Here is a 17853-nt window from a genome sequence, read left to right on the forward strand (position 1 = left end):
CATGTTGACCACCGTCGACCCGGATGTCAACACATGTTGACCCTCCGGGTGGACGCGACGCCGCACGACACCGTCCGCAAGGTGGAGGCCCGGGCCAGGCCCGCTGCCTAGACTCGCCAGCATGCCGAGCACGCCGACGCCCGCACCTGACGGTGCCGTCGGCCCGACCACCCCGGACGCGGCCACCCCGCCGACCACGCCGCCCGCGGACACCACGCCGACGGCGGCCGTCCGCGCCGTGCGCCCCACCGTCGACGTCCAGGACGTCCGGACGCCCCGCGTGCACCACCCGAGCTCGCTGCTCGGCGCCGCGCTCGCGACCGTCGGCGCCGCGCTCGTGGTCGTGCTCTCCACCTACGCCCAGAACACGACGACCGGCGTCGCCGAGGACGTGCGGGGCTTCGCCGACCTGCTGCGCAACGTGCTGTTCGTGCCCGTCAACGTGCTCGTCGGGTTCACGACCGTCGTCGTGCCGATCGCCGTGCTCACCGAGCTCGCGATCCGCCGGCTCGGGCGCCAGCTGCTGCAGTCCGTGCTCGCCGCGGTCGGCGCCATGCTGCTCGTGTCCGCGCTCTACTGGACGTTCCACACGTTCGGCTCGCAGACCCTCGTGCAGGGCCTGTCGGTGCGGCTGCGCGGCGAGTGGACCCTCACGATCCCCGAGTACTCGGCCATGCTCACGGCGCTGCTCACGGTCGCCGGCCCCCGCACGCGGCGCCGCACCGTGCGCTGGTCCTGGAACCTGCTGTGGGTCGCCACCGGCGTCGTGCTCATCACCGCGGGCGCGTCGCTGCCGGGCATCGCGGTCGCGCTCCTCGTGGGCCGCGTCGCCGGTCTCGGCGTGCAGTACCTCGGCGGGGTCGACCCCGAGCGCGCGTACGGCGCCGCCCTGCTGGCCGGCATCCGGCGCGCCGGCGTCGAGCCCGCGACCGTCGTGCGCGTGCCCGACCCCGCGCTCGAGGCCGACCGCGACGACGCCACCGTGGCCGCCGTGGCCGCGCTGCCCCCCGCCACGCCGGCGCGACGCGCGCTCGCCCGCGCGTCGGCGGACCGGCTCTACCACGTCACCACGACCGACGGACGCGACCTCGACCTGCTCGTGTTCGACGGCGACCGCCAGGTGGTCGGCATGCTCACGCGGCTGTGGCGGAGCCTGCGCCTGCGCGGCATCGAGGGCCGGTCGGCGCTCTCCCTGCGGCAGGCCACCGAACGCGCCGCGCTGCTCTCCTACGCCGCGACCGCCGCCGGGGTGCGCACACCTCCGCTGCTCAGCGTGTCCGAGGCCGAGGACTCGATGTTCCTGCTGCAGACGGGCACCGACGACGCCGTCCCGCTGTCCGAGCTCGACGGCGACGACGTCGACGACGACGTGCTGCGCGAGATCTGGGCGCAGCTGCGGCTCGCCCACAAGGCCGGCATCGCGCACCGCGCGCTGACCTCCGAGATCATCCTGGTGCAGCGCACGTCCCACCGCCCGCGCGTGTGGATCACCGCGTGGGAGCAGGGCGACGTCGCCGCCAACGAGCTCGCGCGTCGCCTCGACACCACGCAGCTCGTCGCGCTGCTCGCGCTGCGCGTCGGTGCGACGCGCGCGCTCGCGTCCGCCGCCGCGGCGCTGCCCGCCGCCGAGACCGAGTCGATCGGCCCGCTGCTGCAGACCGTCACGCTGCCGCGCCACACGCGCGAGGAGATGCGCGCGCACAAGGAGGTGCTGGCCGAGCTGCGCTCCGCGCTCGTCGCGCGCCTGCCCGAGGCCGACGTGCAGCCGCAGCAGCTCGTCCGGTTCGGTGCACGCACCATCCTCACGATCCTGCTCACGGTCGTCGCGATCTTCGTCGTCCTCACGACCATCAACATCCGCGACATCGGGCCCGTGCTCGCCGAGAGCGACTGGCGGTTCTCGGTGCTCGCGTTCGCGCTCGGGCTGCTCACGCTCGTCGGCGCCGCGCTCGCGTTCGTCGCGTTCTCACCCGTGAAGCTGTCGGTCTGGCGCGCGACCCTCGTGCAGACCGCCGCGACGTTCGTCGCGCTCGCCGCCCCCGCGGGCATCGGCCCCGCGGCGCTCAACCTGCGCATGCTCACGCGCCGCGGCGTCAGCGGGACCCTCGCGGGAGCGACCGTCGCGCTCGTGCAGGTCAGCCAGTTCATCACGACGCTGCTGCTGCTCCTCGTGCTCACCGTGACGTCGGGCCTGCACTCCCCCACGTCGTTCTCGGTGCCGCCCGCCGCGCTCGTCGCGCTCGGCGTCGTCGCCGCGGGCGTCGGCATCGCGCTGCTCTTCCCCGGCATCCGCACGTGGGTGCAGCGCACCGTCGGCCCGACCGTGCGCCAGACCCTCCCGCGGCTCATCGAGGTGCTCGGCCAGCCGTGGCGGCTCGTGCTCGCGGTCGGCGGCAACGTGCTCATGACCATGGGCTACGTGCTCGCGTTCGACGCGTGCCTCGCGGCGCTCGGCCAGCAGGCGTCGCTCGTGCAGGTCGCGCTCGTGTACCTCACGGGCAACACCGCCGGGTCGATCGTCCCCACGCCCGGCGGCGTCGGCGCGGTCGACTTCGCGCTCCTCACGGGCCTGTCGACCATCGCGAACATCAACCCCGGCGTCGCGACGACCATCGCGCTGCTGTTCCGCGTGCTCACCTACTGGCTGCGCATCCCGCTCGGGTGGATCGCGATGCGACACCTGCAGCGCACCGGCGAGCTCTGAGCCGCGCGGGCGCCGGGCCGACGCCCGGCCCGTCGGTTCGCGCCGGGCGGGGCGACGGGCACGGCACCCGCCACGGACGACGCGACCCCCGCACCGGCGGGGCCGGTACGGGGGTCGCGGTGAGTCGTGCGGCGGCCGGTCAGGCCGCGAGCTCGTCCCGCTGCAGCGGGATGGTCGACACCGTGGCCTGAAGGCGAGCCGCGATGGCGGCCCAGCGGGCGACGGGAAGGGTGCGAGCCTCGTGCGGCTCTGCGGCGGATCCGCGCTGGTCCATGGGAGGAACCTCTCGTTCGGTAGCCCGGCTGACCGCGTGGGTCCCGTGGCTTTGCGTCCCCTCCTCGCGGAGGGTTTGCCGTTTCGCTGACAAGTCCGACATTAGACCGCTCACACGCTCGAGCGGTAGTGATCCCAGTCACGCGTCCAGGAGAACGCCCGATTTCACCCGCGCGGCCGGTATCCCGCCGTGCCGAGGGCCCCGCGGCGGGCCCGGTCGGGGCTACCTGGACGGCCGTCCGGGTGACGTCCCGGCCGACAGCGTCGCCCGTCGCGCCGACACCCCCACGGCCGTCGCAGCCCCCGGTGCGCCCGGACGCACGACGCCCCCGCGCACCGCAGCGGTGCACGGGGGCGTCCCGAACGGGAGCGGCGCGGGACGACCGCGCCGCGCGTGGGTCAGCGGAACGCGTCCTTGACGTCGTCGCCGGCCTGCTTGATGTTCGCCGAGGTCTGCTGACCCTTGCCCTCGGCCTCGAGACGCTCGTCGTCCGTCAGCTTGCCCCAGGCCTCCTTGGCCTTGCCCGAGGCCTCCTCGGCAGCGTGCTTGATCTTGTCGTCGGCACCCATCGCGGTCTCCCTTCGTCGGTACGACGTCGACGCTAAGCGCCGTCGGGCGACCCCGCATCCGCAGCGTCGCCGGGTCCCGCGTCCGGACCGGCGTCGGGCCCCGCGGCCTCGTCCCGCAGCCGCGGCTCGGTGCGCCGACCCGGCGCGAACCCGGCCTTGTCGGCGTAGAACGCGCGGATGACGTCCATGTCCGCCCGCACGTCACCCGTGAGCTCGAGCGTCGGCCCGAGCCCCGTGGTCATGGTCGTGCGGTCGACGTAGCCGAGCGTCACCGGCAGCCCCGTCGCGCGCGCGATGCGGTAGAAGCCCGACTTCCAGCCCGAGCCCGACCGCGTGCCCTCGGGCGTCACGACCAGGTAGAAGCGCTCGCCCGCGCGCATCCGCGCCACGAGGTCGTCGACCAGACCCGCCGGGTCGCGACGGTCCACCGGGATGCCGCCCAGCGCCCGCATCAGCGGCCCCGCGGGACCCCGGAACAGCGTGTGCTTGCCGAGCCACCGGAACGGCAGGCCCGCCTCCCACGCGATCGCGAGCATCAGCACGAAGTCCCAGTTGGACGTGTGCGGCGCCCCGATGAGGATGCCCGACCCGTCGCGCGGCACACGCTCGGTGCGCAACGTCCAGCGGCTCACGCGCCAGAACAGGCCCGCGACGGCCGCGCGCACGCTCACGCGGCCGCACCCGGCGGCAGGTCGAGGTCCCGGCACAGCAGCAGCAGCGTCATGTCGTCCTTCGAGTCCGGGTCCTGGCACTGCGCCATGACGTCGTCGATGTCCACCGGCACGGTCGGGTCCGGCCGGTCGAACGCCGCGACCAGCCGCTCGATGCCGTCCACCAGCGCGGTCGAGCGCGAGTCGACCAGGCCGTCGCTGTACAGCACCAGCCCCCCGCCGGGCTCGACGTGCAGGTGCGCGACCCGCGGGGCGCCCGAGCCGATGCCCACCGGGCGGTCCACCGGCGCGTCCAGCAGCACCGCACCGCCGGCCGCGTCGAGCAGCAGCGGCCGCGGGTGCCCCGCCGCGCCCACGCAGGCCTCGCCCGTCGCGGGATCCACCGTCACGACGACCACCGTCGCCATGTCGTCCGGCATCGTGCGGCGCGCGAGCGCGTCGACGTCCCGCAGCGCGTCCTGCACCTCGGCACCGCGCAGCAGGTACGCGCGCAGCGCGTTGCGCAGCTGCCCCATGGCCGCGGCCGCCCCCAGGCCGTGCCCCACGACGTCACCCACGACCGCGGCGAGCCGGCCGTCGGGCAGCTCGAGCGCGTCGTACCAGTCGCCGCCGACGCGCCCGCCCGCCGCCGGGGCGTACCGCGCGTGCATCTGCCAGCCCGGCACGCGCGGCATGTCCCGCGGCAGCAGCGACAGCTGCACGGCGTGCGCCGCGGCCATCTGCCAGCGGTTCCGCAGGATGATCACCTCGAGCAGCCGGCTGCGCAGGTCGGCCGCGGCGCGCACGTGCGCAGGGGCCCACGGCTCCGACCGGCCGCGCACGACCTCGCGCCAGCGGTCGAACGACTTGCGCGGGCTCAGCCGCACGTGGTCGCCCTCCCGGCGTGCGATCGCCTTGTTCTGCGGGTCGCCGCCCCAGTAGATGTCGCGCACGTGCTCGTGCCGCAGCCACACCACCACCTGCTCGTCCGGCAGGCGCAGCGCCAGCAGCCCCGCGACGTCGGGCAGCACCGCCGCGAGCTCCGGGTCCGAGTCGGCCAGGGCCGTGCGCGTCGTCACCGCGTCCGGGCGCGCGAGCACCCAGGCGCGCAGCGCGTCGACGTCGAGGTCGCGCGCGACGTCGCCCGCCGTCGCCGACTGACCGTCCGCGACGACGACGAGGCCGTGCGCCGGCACGACCGACAGCAGCCCCGGGTCGTCGCCCGTGAGGGCCTGCGCGAGCGCCCGGTCGTGGTCCCGCGCGACCGGCAGCACCTGCGCGATCGCCGCCTGCGCCTCGAGCTCGCGCTCGAGCTCGCGGTCGTGCGCGCGCGCCACGAGACGCAGCGACAGCACCGACCCGAGGAACTCCGCCGCCGCGCGCGTGCCGAACGGCACCGGGTGCGGGCCCGCGTAGTGGTGGCACGCGACGAGGCCCCACAGCCGACCGTCGTGCAGCAGCGAGATCGACATCGACGCGTGCACGCCCATGTTCGTCAGGTACTCCAGGTGCACGGGCGACACGCTGCGCAGCACCGACAGCGTGAGGTCCAGCGGCTCCCCGGAGCCCGCGTCGAACGGCGGCACGATCGGCACCGGCGCGTACGCGACGTCGGGGATCGTGCGGATCCAGTTGGTCTCGTACAGCGCGCGGGCCTGCGGCGGGATGTCCGACGCCGGGTAGTGCAGCCCCAGGAACGCGTTGAGGTCGGCCCGACGCGCCTCGGCGACGACCTCGCCGTTGTGGTCGGCGTCGAAGCGGTACACCATGACGCGGTCGAACCCCGTCAGGGCCCGGACCTCCTGCGCCGCGGCGTCGTACAGGTCCTCGAGCGTCGCGGCGTGGTTGAACCGCTCGAGCGCGCCGCGGACCGCCTGGTACGTGTTCGGGAACGAGAAGGGCCGGGGACCGTCCGCGACCTCGAGCTCCACCGCGAGGAGCGTGCGGCCCCCAGGGTCAGGCGGTGCAGCACCGCGTCCGCCGGGACCGGACCCGCAGGACCCGCGACCCGCACGTGCACGGGGTTGCGCACCCGCAGGTCGTCCCCCGCGGCCAGGTGCGCCGCGAGCACGTCCGCGGCCTCGGCCCCGAGCACGTCGGCCAGCGGCCGGCCCAGCGCCTCCGTCGCCGCAACGCCCGTGAGGTCGACGACGTTCGCGGACACGTGCCGCACCCGCAGGTCCGGCTCCGACACCGCGAGCAGCACGCCGTGCGGCTGCACCGACCCGGGGATGCGGATCGGCTCGTCCGCGCACGTGTCGAGGTCGACGACGGGCAGACCGGTCACCGTGTCGCCGACGTCCCCGAGCGGACCGGGCCCGGTGGGCGGCGCGCCGGCGTGGTCGGTCATGCTCGCTCCGTCCCCACGGCCGCGCGGCGCGCCCGTCCCGTCGCAGAACGGTAATCCATGCCGACGCCGGCGACGCGACGACCCGAGGTGCCTCACGGTCACCAGCCGCACGACCGGCGCGACCGGTGCAGCCCACGCGCGGGACGGCCCTGCACCGGGCCGGGACGGTCAGGCGTCGAACGGCGCGTCGAGCCAGCAGGCCGACGGCGGGACCAGCGTCTCGAGCTCCGCGAACAGGTCGTCCGGCAGCGGGACGGCGGCCGTCGCGAGCGTCTGCGCGACCCGCTCGGGCCGCGACATCCCCACGATCGTCGCGGCGAACCGCTCGTCGCGCAGCGAGAACTGCAGCGCCGCCGTGCCGAGGTCCGTGCCGTGCGCGGCGCACACGTCGCGCATGCGCCCCACCGCCGCCAGCACGGGGCCGGGAGCCGGGCGGTAGCCGTACGTCGTCGGACCGCCGCGCTGGTGCGCCAGGATCCCGCCGCCGTACACGGCCGCGTTGAGCACGCCCATGCCGCGCGACCGCGCCTCCGCGACGAGCGCACCCGCGGACCGGTCCACGAGCGTCCAGCGGTTGTGCACCAGCAGCACGTCGAAGACCCCGAGCGCGAGGTAGCGCGCCATCTCCTGCACGCGCCCGCCCGCGAGCCCGATCGCCCCGACCACCCCCTGCTCGCGCAGCTCGACGAGCGCCTCGACGGCACCGCCCGGGCCCGTCAGGTCGTCGAACTCGTGGAACTCCGGGTCGTGCAGGTGCACGAGCGGCAGGTGGTCCATGCCGAGCCGGGCGCGCGACTCGTCGACCGACCGGCGCACGCGCTCGCCCGAGTAGTCCGCACCGTCGGGGTCGACCTTGGTCGCGACGACCACGCCGTCCGGCACGCCGCCCGCCGCCGTCAGCGCCGCACCCACGCGGCGCTCGCTCTCGCCGCCCGAGTAGCCGTTCGACGTGTCGACGAACCGCACGTCCGAGTGCAGCGCCGCCCGCACGGTGCTGATGCCCCGCTCGGGCGACACCTCCTGCCCGAACAGGTCCGGCATGCTGCCCAGCGGTCCCCCGCCCAGCGCCACCGCGCTGACGGTCAGGCCCGTGCCGGGCAGCGGGCGCATCCACCCCGGAGCACCCGGGACGTGGCGTGCGGTCATCGTGGTCCCTCCCCCGGGCGCCGCCGACCCCGACGGCGCGACGTGCGACAGCGGCCGGCTCAGCCCGCCAGGAACGCGCGCATCAGCGGGCCCGCCGTCGTCGAACCGTAGTCGCCCTCGCCGACGAACACCGCGACCGCGAGGTCACCCTGGACGGCGATCATCCACGCGTGGTTGCGCAGGTCGTCGTCCTGCCCGAACTGCGCCGTGCCCGTCTTGGCGATCACGGGCTCGCCCGGCACGTCCGCCAGGAGCCCCGCGCCGCCCTCCGTGACGACGGCCCGCATCATGTCGCGCAGCGCGGCCGCCTCGTCGGCCGTCAGCGGGGTCGCGTCCGGCAGCTCGGGCGCGTCGGCGGACGCCGTGGTCGCCTCGGGCGACGGCGTCGTCCCCTCCGCGGGCGTCACGAGCCGCGGGACGACCGTGCGTCCCGCGCCCACGGACGCCGCGACCGTCGCCATGCCGAGCGGCGACGCGAGCACCTGGCCCTGGCCGATCACCGACGCCGCGTGCGCGGTGCCGTCCGCCTCGTCGGGGACCGTGCCGAGGAACGCCGGGAAGCCGAGCGCCGCCGCCGGCTCGAGGCCGAGCGACCGCGCGGCCGCCAGCAGGCCTGCCTGGTCCGCGAGGTCCCGCTGGCCGATGAACGCCGTGTTGCACGAGTTCGCGAACGCCGTGCGGAACGGCACGTCACCCGTCGCGGACGCCGGGTAGCCCGGGAAGTTCTGGAACGTGCGGCCGTCCACCGTGACGGTCGGGGGGCACGTCACCGTGGAGTCGGGCGTGAGACCCCCGCGCAGGTACGCGAGCGCGCTGACCACCTTGAACGTCGAGCCCGGCGCGTACTGGCCGACCGTCGCCGTCGACAGGCCCTCGCTGCCCGGACCGCTCGCGGCGGCCAGCACGTCGCCCGTCGACGGCCGCACCGCCACGATCGCCGACGCCGACGCGACGTCCGCGAGCACCGACTCCGCGCGCTGCTGCAGGTCCAGGTCCAGGCTCGTGCGCAGCGGCTCGCCCGCGACCGGGTCGACCTGCAGCAGCACGCGCTGCGCACCCGACTCCTGCGCGACGGCGGCGACCTGCACGCCCGGCGTCCCCCGCAGCTGCGCGTCGTACTGCCGCTGCAGACCCGACAGCCCGACGGTGTCACCCGCGACGACGGCACCGTCGGAGCTCTCGACGATCTCGGCCGTCGCGTCCCCGACCGTGCCGAGGATCGCGCGCGCGAACGTCCGCGTCGGGGCGAGCGGGACCTCGTCGGCGACGACGTTGACGCCCGGCAGCGCCGCGAGCGCCGCGACGTCGTACGACGGGTCGGTGTCCCGCACCACGATCGCCTCGACGAACGCCTTGGGGCCCGCCGACGCGACGCGGGACGCGTACGCGTCGGCATCGATGTCGAGCGCGGCCGCCAGACCGCGTGCGGCGGCGTCGAGCTCGCCCTCCGCGACCCGCGTCTTGTCGACGCCGACGCGGTGGACCGTGCGCGGCTCGACGATCATCGCGTCGCCCTGCCCCAGCACCGGGCCGCGCTCGGCGGCCGTGCGGCGCACGGTCAGGCGCTCGCCGTCGGTGAGGTCGGGTGCGAGGAGCGGCAGCGCCCAGCGCACGCGCCACGGCTGCGCGTCGTCGTCCTCGTCGCGCACGAGCTGCGCGGTCGCGGCGTACGTCCAGTCCTCGTCCGTCCACGGCACGTCCCACGCGACGTCGAGCCGCGCGGTCGCGCTCTGCTCGTCGTCGGCCAGCGTGACGTCGCCGACGTCCACGGTCGCGGTCGCGTCGCCGAGACCCTCGACGACCGCGGCGCGGGTCTCGGCCAGCGCCGCCGGCGCGGGCGCGTCCGCCGCGAGCGGCACGTCGCCGAAGTCGCCCGACGCGAGCGCGGCGGCGAGCGCCTCCGCGGCCGGTCGGGCGTCGGGCGTCCCGGGCGCGCACGCCGCCACCGTCGACGCGAGGAGGGCGACGACCGCCGCACCGCACCACCGCGCCGTCCGCACCCTCGCGGTCCTGGTCCCTGCTCGCACCGTCGTCCGACCTCCCGTCCGTGACCCGCACGCCCCGGCCCGGGGGTTCTCCCGCGCGCCGAGCACGACGCCGTGCCGCGTGCGCAGGGGTCGGACCGAGCCTGGCACCTCCGGGCGCCCGCGACGAGGACTTTCGGAGTGATCTTCACGCCACCTCCTCACGCGGGCGCTCCCGGCCCGACGCCGTGACCTCGCACGACGCGCACGGTCGTCCACCCTGTGACCCTGGGTGTCCACGGGCGGGCCTCCTGTTGCACCTGGACGCACGTCCGGTGAAGCATGCGTGCATGGACGCAGGGGGACGCCCGGAGGGCTCGCGCACGACCGATCCGCCCGACACGGTCGGGCCGCTCCAGGAGCGCCACCGGGAGCAGGCCGCGGCGGTGCTGGCCGCCGCGCTCGCCGACGACCCGGGCTTCACGCACCTGCTGCCGGTGCGCGCCCGCCGCGAGCGCGAGCTGCGCGAGGTGTACCGGCTCACGCTGGCGGACGGGCTGCGGCACGGGCGGGTCCTCACGACCACGCGCGGCGACGAGGTCACGGGCGTGCTCGCGCTCTACGCGCCGGGCGCGTACCCGATGACGGTCGGTCGCTGGGTGCGGCAGGCGGGCCGCGTGCTGCGGATCGCCGCCCACGCGCGCGAGCACTCCCTCGGGATCATCCGGTTCGGGGACCTCACCGCGAAGGGCGTGCGGACCGACGCCTGGTACGTCGAGGCGTTCGGCGTCCGGCCGGACCTGCAGCGCGCCGGCCGTGGGAGCGCGCTCATGCGGACGTTCCTCGCGGACCTCGACGCGGCGGGGCTGCCGTCGTACCTCGAGACGACCAAGGAGGAGAACGTCGGCTACTACGTCGCGCGCGGGTACGTCGACCAGCACGAGCCGGTGCCGCTGGCGCCCGGTGGCCCGTTCATCTACCCGATGAGCCGGCCGGCGCGCCCGACCGGCTGACGCGCGCCGCCCCGCGGAGGGCGTGACGCGTGACGCGTGACGCTCCCTGCTCGCGCCGACCCGCGCGAGGTGCGCGGCGTGCCACGCCCCGCGGCGGTCAGGGCACGGGCGGCCCCTGCCGGATCCGTGCGAGCAGCGCGTCGGGGGTCGCCGTCGCGGGGTCCCACAGCGCGTCGACGAACCACGTGGCGCCGGCCTCGGCGAGCGCGGCGACACGCTCGCGCGCGGCGCCGCGGTCGGCGGGCAGCTCGCCGTGCAGCACCACCTCGTACGGGCCCGCGTCGGCGGGGCGGTGCTCGCGCAGCCACGCGACGACGTCGGCGACGTCCTGCGGGTCGAGCTCGTCCATGGCGCGCTCGCCGCGGTGCTGCACGACGACGCCGTCGAACCGGGCGGCGCGCCGCATCGAGCGCTCGGCGGGGAACGCGCCGACGACCCACAGCGGGATGCGCGCGCGGCCGTCGGGGCGCGTGACGGGCGTCGGCACCAGGCGCATGCCCTGCACGGTCAGGTGGTGCCCGTCGACGTCGAACGGCTGCCCCGCGAACGACCGGTCGAGCACGTCGAGCGCGTCGTCGAACCGTTCGGCACGCTCGCGCAGCGTCGTCGCCTCGCCGCTCACGGCGGCCACCGCACCGTCGGTCGGCACGCCGAACCCGACGGGCAGCACGAGCCGCCCGCCCGACAGGTGGTCGACCGTGACGGCCTGCTTGGCGAAGACCCACGGCCGCCGGCGCGGCAGCGCGAACACCAGCGCGCCGAGCGTCACGCGGTGCGTGCGGACCGCGGCCGCGGCCAGCACCGCCCACGGGTCCCACACCTCCATGCCGTCGAGGTCGACGCCGTCCCACGTGAAGTACCCGTCCCACCCGGCGGCCTCGGCCTCGACCGCCATGTCGACCACCTGCTGTGCCGTGCCGAACGTGCCCACGCACCCGAGCCGCATCGTCCACCCCGTCCGTCCGCGACGGGCACCCGGCCGGCCCGTGCTCGCCGCTCGACGCTAGCTCCCACCACCGACACCCCGGACGGTCGCCGCCCCGCCGCCCCGCGACGAGACGCACCCCCGCCCGCCGGGCCCTGGTCACCGGCGACGCAACCGCGTTGACCACTGGTCACAACGGGCCACTGCCCGGCGACGCCCACCGCCCGAGTCGACCACTGGTCAGATCGGCGATCGCCCGACCGACCACTGGTCACTACGGGCCACCGCCGACCACGCCCCACCACCCGAAACGACCACTGGTCAGATCGGCAACCGCCCGACCGACCACTGGTCACTACGGGCCACCGCCGACCACGCCCCACCACCCGAAACGACCACTGGTCAGATCGGCAACCGCCGACCGACCACTGGTCACAACGGGCCACCGCCGACCACGCCCCACCACCCGAAACGACCACTGGTCAGATCGGCAACCGCCCGACCGACCACTGGTCACAACGGGCCACCGCCGACCACGCCCCACCACCCGAAACGACCACTGGTCAGATCGGCGACCGGCGTACCGGCCACTGGTCAGGGCAGCGGACCGACCTGCCGCGTGGCAGGGCCGAGGTGCCGGCGGTCGCGCGCCCGGCGAGGATGGGGCGATGGACCCGGCGACCGAGACCCGCACGGCACGCCCCCGCACGCCCCGCCCCCGCACCGCCCGGCCCGGCCCGGCGTCGCACCCCGCGGAGTCGCCGTTCGCGCCCCGCCCCCGGAGGACCCGGGCGTGAGCGCACCGACGGACGTCGTGGTGGTCGGCTCGGGGCCCAACGGGCTCGCGGCAGCGGTGACGTGCGCCCGCGCGGGCCTGTCGGTGACCGTGCTGGAGGCGCAGCCGACGGTCGGCGGCGGCGCCCGCACGCTCGACCTGGGCCTGGCCGACGGCGTCGTGCACGACCTGTGCTCGGCGGTGCACCCGATGGCGTGGGCGTCGCCGTTCCTGCGCGCGTTCGACCTGCCCGCGCGGGGCGTCGAGCTGCTCACGCCCGAGGTGTCGTACGCGCAGCCGCTGCCCGGCGGGCGCGCGGGTGTCGCGTTCCACGACCTCGACCGCACGGTCGACGGCCTCGGCGTGGACGGGCCCGCGTGGCGCTCGCTCGTGGGGCGGCTCGCGGAGCACGCGGACGTCGTGGTGTCGCTCGCGATGGGTGACCGGCGCAGCGTGCCGACGGGGCTGCTGCCGCGCGGTGTGCCGACCGCGCTGCGGTACGCGCTGGGCATGGCCGAGCAGGGCACGCCCGCGTGGTCGGCGCGGTTCCGCGGGACCGTGGCGCCCGCGCTGCTCACGGGTGTCGCGGCGCACGCGATCACGCGGCTGCCGTCCGTGCCGGCGGCCGGCGCGGGACTCATGCTCGCGGCGCTCGCGCACGCCGGCCGCGGGTGGCCCCTGCCGCGCGGCGGCTCGGGCGCGATCGTCGCGGCGCTCGTCGCCGACCTCGAGGCGCACGGCGGCTCCGTGGTCACGGACCACCGCGTCGAGAGCCTCGACGACCTGCCGCCCGCGCGGGCCGTGCTGCTCGACACCGACGCACGCCAGGCGCGGCGCATCGCGGGCGACCGGCTGGCGCCGCGCACGCGCCGTGCGCTGGACCGGTTCCGCTTCGGCGCGGGCGTCGCCAAGGTCGACCTCGTGCTGGCGGGCCCCGTGCCGTGGGAGCACCCGGACGTGCGGCGCGCCGGCACGGTGCACCTCGGGGGCACGCGCGCGCAGGTGGCGGCCGCCGAGGCCGCGGTCGCCGCGGGCCGGCACGCGGCGCACCCGACGGTGCTCGTGAGCGAGCCGTCGGTGGTCGACCCGGGCCGCACGGTCGGGGGTCTGCGGCCGCTGTGGGCGTACGCGCACGTCCCGGCGGGCTCGGACGTCGACGTCACGGACGCGGTGGTCGCGCAGGTCGAGCGGTACGCGCCCGGCTTCCGGGACGTCGTGGTGGCGGCGCGCTGCGTGCCGGCCGCCCGGCTGCCGCACCACGACGCGAACTACGTGGGCGGCGACATCTCGGCCGGTGCGATGGACCTGCGGCAGACCCTCGGGCGGCCGACGTTCGCGCTCGACCCGTACCGGCTGGCCGAGGGGGTGTACCTGTGCTCGGCCTCGGCGCCTCCGGGACCGGGGGTGCACGGCATGGGCGGCTGGTTCGCGGCGCGACGGGTTCTGCGGCAGGTCTTCGACGTGCGCGAGCTGCCGTCCCTCGCGCCCGGCCCGGGCGAGCGCCGACGCTGACCGGGCGGGCGCGGTCGCGCGCCACCCGACCGGGTCGACCTGGACGTGCGTCCGACTGGCTGCACGCCGCGCCGCCGCTTCAGTGGTGAGATCGCGCGCGGACGCCTACCGTGGCCGGGTGCCCCGGAGCCGGGGCCGTCGACGCGAACGCGGGAGAGGTCATGGGACGGGGGTGCGCGACATGAGCGACGCGCTCGAGCCGAGCCCGCCGACCCTCGCGCCGAGCCCCGTCGACGCCCCGTCGACCGCGAGCCCCGTGCCCCCGGCAGCGCTCCCACCGGACGACCCGACGACGGCCGGCGAGCGCGGTCACACGCTGCCCGCGGCACGCCCGCACGACGCGTTCGTGCCCGTGCGGCGCTGGGTCGTCGACAGCCCCGCGGGTCTGCGGGCGCTGCGCGCCGAGCTGCGCGAGCAGCTGTCCGCGTCGACGTCGGGCCGCGCCGTCCGGCCGGCCCGCGTCGCGGAGACCGCGGTGCTCGTGACGTCGGAGCTCGCGACGAACGCGCTGACGCACGGCCGCCCGCCCGCGCACGTGCGCCTCGCGCTCGACGGGCACCTGGTGCTCGTCGTGGTCAGCGACGACGACGCCGCGCACGCACCGTTCCTCGCCGAGGGCCGCGCGCCCGGCGAGGGCGGGTTCGGCCTGCAGATCGCGCGACGGCTCGCGCACGAGGTCGGCTGGTGGGTCGACGACGCGGGCAAGCACGTGTGGGCCACGTTCGACGTCGACGCGACGTCCTGACGTCCGGGACGCCCGCCCCGCGGCGCGCGTCGATGCCCGATGATCGGGGCATGACCACGAACGACGGCCGGCTCCGTCTGCGCGGCACGACCCTCGGGTCCGGCGTGCCGAAGGTCTGCGTGCCGGTCGTCGCGGCGACGCCCGGCGCGGCGGTCGCGGACGTGCGCGCGCTGCCCACGGGGGTGGCCGACGTCGTCGAGCTGCGCCTCGACCACCTCGTCGGCGCGGCCGGCGACCCGGCCGTGGCACGCCACGCGGTGCGGGCGGTGCGGGCGGCGCTGCCGCCGGACGTGCCGCTGCTCGCGACGTTCCGCTCGGCGCGCGAGGGCGGCGCGCAGCCGGCCGACGACGACGCGTACGCGGCCGTCGTGCGCGCGGCGCTCGCGGCCGACGGCGCGGACGCGGTGGACGTCGAGCTCGCGGCGCGCGACGCGGCCGCGCTGGTCGCCGACGCGCACGGCGCGGGTCTCGCGGTGGTGGTGTCGCAGCACGACTTCGCGACGACGCCGCCCGCGGACGACCTCGTCGCGACGCTCCGCCGGCAGCGCGACCTGGGCGCGGACGTCTGCAAGGTCGCGGTCACGCCGCACGACGCCGACGACGTGCTGACGCTGCTCACGGCCACGCGCGCGTTCTTCCGGGACACGGACCGACCCGTCGTGACGATCGCGATGGGTGGGCTCGGGGTCGTGACGCGGGTCGCGGGCGAGGTGTTCGGGTCGGCCATGACGTTCGGCACGGTGGGCGCCGCGAGCGCACCCGGGCAGGTGGACGCGGTCCGGCTGCGGGCCGCGATGGGTCTGCTGCACGACGCGCTCTGACGCGCGTGCGCCCCGGCGCGTCGGACGCGTCTCAGGCGGCGGGCGCCGGGCCGTCGTCGAGCTCGGGGTGCAGGATCCCGAAGAACCGCGCCAGGACGGCACCCTCGGGGCGCAGCGACGGGTCCTCGTCGCGGCCGCGGAGCTCGGCGGCGAGCTCGGTGAGCCGCTCGGCGATCGCCTCGAGCTCGTCGGTCGTCGCCCAGAACCGGCTCGTGGCGACCCGGGTCGCGCGCACGCGCTCGGGGGCGGTCGACCGCGGGTCGCCCAGGTACTCGACCGCGCGCGCGGCCTCGCGCTGCACGACGAGCGACGCGACGGTCGCGACGCCGCGCACGGACTCGGCGTCGTCCGGGTCGGGGCGCATGTGGCGCGTGCGGTGCGCGGGGCGCCAGGGCTTCTCGCGGCCGCGCGGCTCGGCGCGCTCGACGTAGCCCGCCTTCTCGAGGCTGCGCAGGTGGAACGAGCAGTTGGCGACGGTCTGGCCGGTGCGCTCGGCGATCTCGCTCGCGGTGGCCTCGCGCAGGTCGTCGAGCAGGTCGAGGATCTCGACGCGCAGCGGGTGCGCGAGCGCGCGCAGCACCGCGGGGTCGGACGTGCGCAGGCCGGCCGACGCCGTGGCGGGTGGGTCGTCGGGCGGGGTGGCGGTCACGGGTGCTCCCTCGGCTCGGTCGGGTGCGGTGGCGACGGGTGTCAGCAGGGGCGGGCGAGGAGCTGCGCCTCGACGAGGAGCCGGTCGCGCCGGTAGCTCTCGACGTCGGTGGCGCGGTCGGCGGGCCCGCGGCGGGGGTCACGCGCGGGACGGGCGGGGCTGCGGTCGGTGCGGTGCACGGGTCCTCCTGGTGTCGGTGGACACCAGGCTACGTGTGCAACATCCGTTGCGCAACGGTTCTTTCGCAAGTGGTGTTGCGTGACGGTCAGGCCTCCGTCGCCCGCCGTCGGTCGGCCACGCGCGCCGCGGCCCGCGCCTTCTCGACGTCGCCCCGCCCGGCCGGGTCGCCGCCGGGCCCCTCCCCCGGGTCGTGCAGCATGTGCGACTGCACGAGCTCGTGCCGCTGCACGTACGTGTTGGCGACCGCCTGGATCGTCGCCGCGATCGGCAGCCCCAGGAACGCGCCCAACGGCCCGAACACCGCCCCGAAGGCCAGCACCACCACGAACGACACCGCCGGGTTCATCTCCAGCGCACGCGCCGACACCTTGGGCGCCAGCCACAGGTTCTCGACCTGCTGGTACCCGATGACGAACGCCAGCACCCCGAGCGCCTGCGGCACGCCCTGCGACGTCAGCGCGACCGCGACCGGCAGCGCACCGCCCAGGTACGTGCCGATCGTCGGCACGAACTGCGACACGATCCCGGTGAACAGCGCGAGCGGCAGCGAGTACGGCGTGCCCAGGACCACGAGGAAGACGAACGTGGCGGCCGTCGCGATCGCCGCGAGCACGATGCGCGTGTTGATGAAGTCCGAGACCTTGACCTGCGTGACCTCCCACAGCCGCAGCACGTCCTGCTGCCGGTTCGGCGTGAGCCAGCGGCAGATCGACGCCCGGAACCGCGGCCCGGCCGCCAGCAGGTAGTACGTCACGAGCAGGATCGTCAGCGACGCGAACACCCCGCCCAGCAGGGTCGAGCCCACCAGCAGCGCACCCGACGCGACCTCGCCGCCCCACTGCTCGGCCGCCTGCTCGACCAGCTGGTCGATGTCCGGCAGCTCCCGGCCGAACCGCTCCGACGCCATCGTCTGCGCCGACGCGTACAGGTCGGGGACGTTGCCGACCAGCTGCACGAGCTGCTGCACGAACAGGTTGCCGAACAGCGCGAACACCACCACGACCAGCACGAGGCCGCCCAGCAGCGCGACGGCCGCCGCGGCGCCCCGCTTCCACCGGTGCCGCACCAGCCACACGACGATCGGCTCGAGCGCGAGCGCGACGAAGAACGCGATCAGCAGGTTCACCAGCAGGCTCTGCAACGAGCCGATCGCGCGCCACGCGAAGATCCCCACGAACACGGCCACGACGCCCATCGCGAGGGCCTGGCCCCACCAGCGGGGCGGGCGGCGCGCGTCGTGCTGCAGCGGGCGCGTGCCCTCGTCGCCCGGCGCCGCGGGCGCGCCGAACACCGGCGCGGGGGCGGCGGCGGGAGCCGCGTCGGACGTCTCCGGCGCGGCGGCGTCCGGGGCGGGCGTGGGGTCGGTCGTCACGGTGCGTCCTTCGCGGTGCGGGGCGGCGGTGGGGCGATCGGACACACACTAGGGCGCGGTGCCCGCATGGCCACCGCGAAAGGGCTGGTCACGGCGGCGCGCCGCCGCCATGATCGGCGCGTGACCCCGGCAGCGCGCGACCCACGCCCCGCCCACGGTCCCGACCGGCGCCCCGACCGGCGCCCCGACCGGCACGGCCAGGTG

15 protein-coding genes and 1 riboswitch are annotated in these 17853 nt (G+C 76.4%); of the genes, 5 read left to right on the plus strand and 10 right to left on the minus strand.

Features of this window, described 5'->3' with window-relative positions; translation table 11 throughout:
* The first annotated feature begins 121 nt into the window (after positions 1 to 121).
* Positions 122 to 2704 carry a lysylphosphatidylglycerol synthase transmembrane domain-containing protein gene (locus tag GY42_RS12465; RefSeq protein WP_046529573.1) on the plus strand — a complete coding sequence of 861 codons (2583 nt, stop codon included), beginning with the start codon at positions 122 to 124 and terminating at the stop codon, positions 2702 to 2704.
* A 289-nt stretch (positions 2705 to 2993) separates the two neighbouring features.
* Positions 2994 to 3068, minus strand: a riboswitch (cyclic di-GMP riboswitch).
* A gap of 308 nt (positions 3069 to 3376) precedes the next feature.
* On the opposite strand, the gene GY42_RS12470 is transcribed toward GY42_RS12465, so the two are convergent.
* The 6 genes from GY42_RS12470 to GY42_RS12490 all read right to left on the minus strand — a co-directional run bounded on the left by GY42_RS12470 (position 3377) and on the right by GY42_RS12490 (position 9693).
* The gene (locus GY42_RS12470; RefSeq protein ID WP_046529574.1) at positions 3377 to 3547 is read right to left on the minus strand and encodes a CsbD family protein; all 171 of its coding nucleotides are present in this window, start codon (positions 3545 to 3547) and stop codon (positions 3377 to 3379) included.
* Between the two features lie 32 nt (positions 3548 to 3579).
* A complete protein-coding gene (locus tag GY42_RS12475) occupies positions 3580 to 4218 on the minus strand; it encodes a 1-acyl-sn-glycerol-3-phosphate acyltransferase (protein ID WP_046529575.1) in 639 nt (212 codons plus the stop codon).
* The gene (locus tag GY42_RS12480; protein ID WP_236686876.1) at positions 4215 to 6020 is read right to left on the minus strand and encodes a GAF domain-containing SpoIIE family protein phosphatase; all 1806 of its coding nucleotides are present in this window, start codon (positions 6018 to 6020) and stop codon (positions 4215 to 4217) included. Before GY42_RS12480 ends, GY42_RS12475 begins: the two co-directional genes overlap by 4 nt.
* Entirely contained in the window at positions 5984 to 6547 is a 564-nt protein-coding gene (locus GY42_RS19865; RefSeq protein ID WP_236686784.1) for a PAS domain-containing protein, read from the minus strand. The genes GY42_RS12480 and GY42_RS19865 overlap by 37 nt, the downstream gene beginning before the upstream one ends.
* Positions 6548 to 6715: 168 nt before the next feature.
* Positions 6716 to 7693: an aldo/keto reductase gene (locus tag GY42_RS12485; RefSeq protein ID WP_046529576.1), complete on the minus strand. Its 978-nt coding sequence runs from the start codon at positions 7691 to 7693 to the stop codon at positions 6716 to 6718.
* A gap of 59 nt (positions 7694 to 7752) precedes the next feature.
* On the minus strand, positions 7753 to 9693 hold the full coding sequence (locus tag GY42_RS12490) for a penicillin-binding transpeptidase domain-containing protein (protein ID WP_046529577.1): 1941 nt from the start codon (positions 9691 to 9693) through the stop codon (positions 7753 to 7755).
* Positions 9694 to 10007: 314 nt separating this feature from the next.
* Between GY42_RS12490 and GY42_RS12495 the strand changes: the two genes are divergently transcribed.
* Positions 10008 to 10670 carry a GNAT family N-acetyltransferase gene (locus tag GY42_RS12495; RefSeq protein ID WP_046529578.1) on the plus strand — a complete coding sequence of 221 codons (663 nt, stop codon included), beginning with the start codon at positions 10008 to 10010 and terminating at the stop codon, positions 10668 to 10670.
* 97 nt (positions 10671 to 10767) lie between these two features.
* Here the strand turns inward: GY42_RS12495 and GY42_RS12500 are convergent, their stop codons facing one another.
* Entirely contained in the window at positions 10768 to 11616 is an 849-nt protein-coding gene (locus GY42_RS12500; protein ID WP_046529579.1) for an LLM class flavin-dependent oxidoreductase, read from the minus strand.
* Positions 11617 to 12388: 772 nt separating this feature from the next.
* Between GY42_RS12500 and GY42_RS12505 the strand changes: the two genes are divergently transcribed.
* The 3 genes from GY42_RS12505 to aroD all read left to right on the plus strand — a co-directional run bounded on the left by GY42_RS12505 (position 12389) and on the right by aroD (position 15448).
* Positions 12389 to 13882, plus strand: a complete 1494-nt coding sequence (locus tag GY42_RS12505; RefSeq protein WP_046529580.1) for a phytoene desaturase family protein — start codon at positions 12389 to 12391, stop codon at positions 13880 to 13882.
* A gap of 181 nt (positions 13883 to 14063) precedes the next feature.
* Complete coding sequence (locus GY42_RS19125) at positions 14064 to 14627, plus strand: ATP-binding protein (RefSeq protein WP_152667307.1); 564 nt, start codon at positions 14064 to 14066, stop codon at positions 14625 to 14627.
* A 50-nt stretch (positions 14628 to 14677) separates the two neighbouring features.
* The gene (gene aroD / locus GY42_RS12515; protein WP_046529581.1) at positions 14678 to 15448 is read left to right on the plus strand and encodes a type I 3-dehydroquinate dehydratase; all 771 of its coding nucleotides are present in this window, start codon (positions 14678 to 14680) and stop codon (positions 15446 to 15448) included.
* 31 nt (positions 15449 to 15479) lie between these two features.
* Here aroD and GY42_RS18305 read toward each other — a convergent pair whose 3' ends face one another.
* The 3 genes from GY42_RS18305 to GY42_RS12525 all read right to left on the minus strand — a co-directional run bounded on the left by GY42_RS18305 (position 15480) and on the right by GY42_RS12525 (position 17649).
* The gene (locus GY42_RS18305; RefSeq protein WP_052748372.1) at positions 15480 to 16097 is read right to left on the minus strand and encodes an ArsR/SmtB family transcription factor; all 618 of its coding nucleotides are present in this window, start codon (positions 16095 to 16097) and stop codon (positions 15480 to 15482) included.
* Between the two features lie 41 nt (positions 16098 to 16138).
* Positions 16139 to 16276, minus strand: a complete 138-nt coding sequence (locus GY42_RS19470; RefSeq protein ID WP_160309417.1) for a hypothetical protein — start codon at positions 16274 to 16276, stop codon at positions 16139 to 16141.
* A gap of 86 nt (positions 16277 to 16362) precedes the next feature.
* Positions 16363 to 17649: an AI-2E family transporter gene (locus tag GY42_RS12525; RefSeq protein WP_082131526.1), complete on the minus strand. Its 1287-nt coding sequence runs from the start codon at positions 17647 to 17649 to the stop codon at positions 16363 to 16365.
* Positions 17650 to 17853 lie beyond the last annotated feature (204 nt).

Origin of the sequence: Cellulomonas sp. FA1 (assembly GCF_000986825.1) — a bacterium.
Taxonomy (GTDB): domain Bacteria; phylum Actinomycetota; class Actinomycetes; order Actinomycetales; family Cellulomonadaceae; genus Cellulomonas; species Cellulomonas iranensis.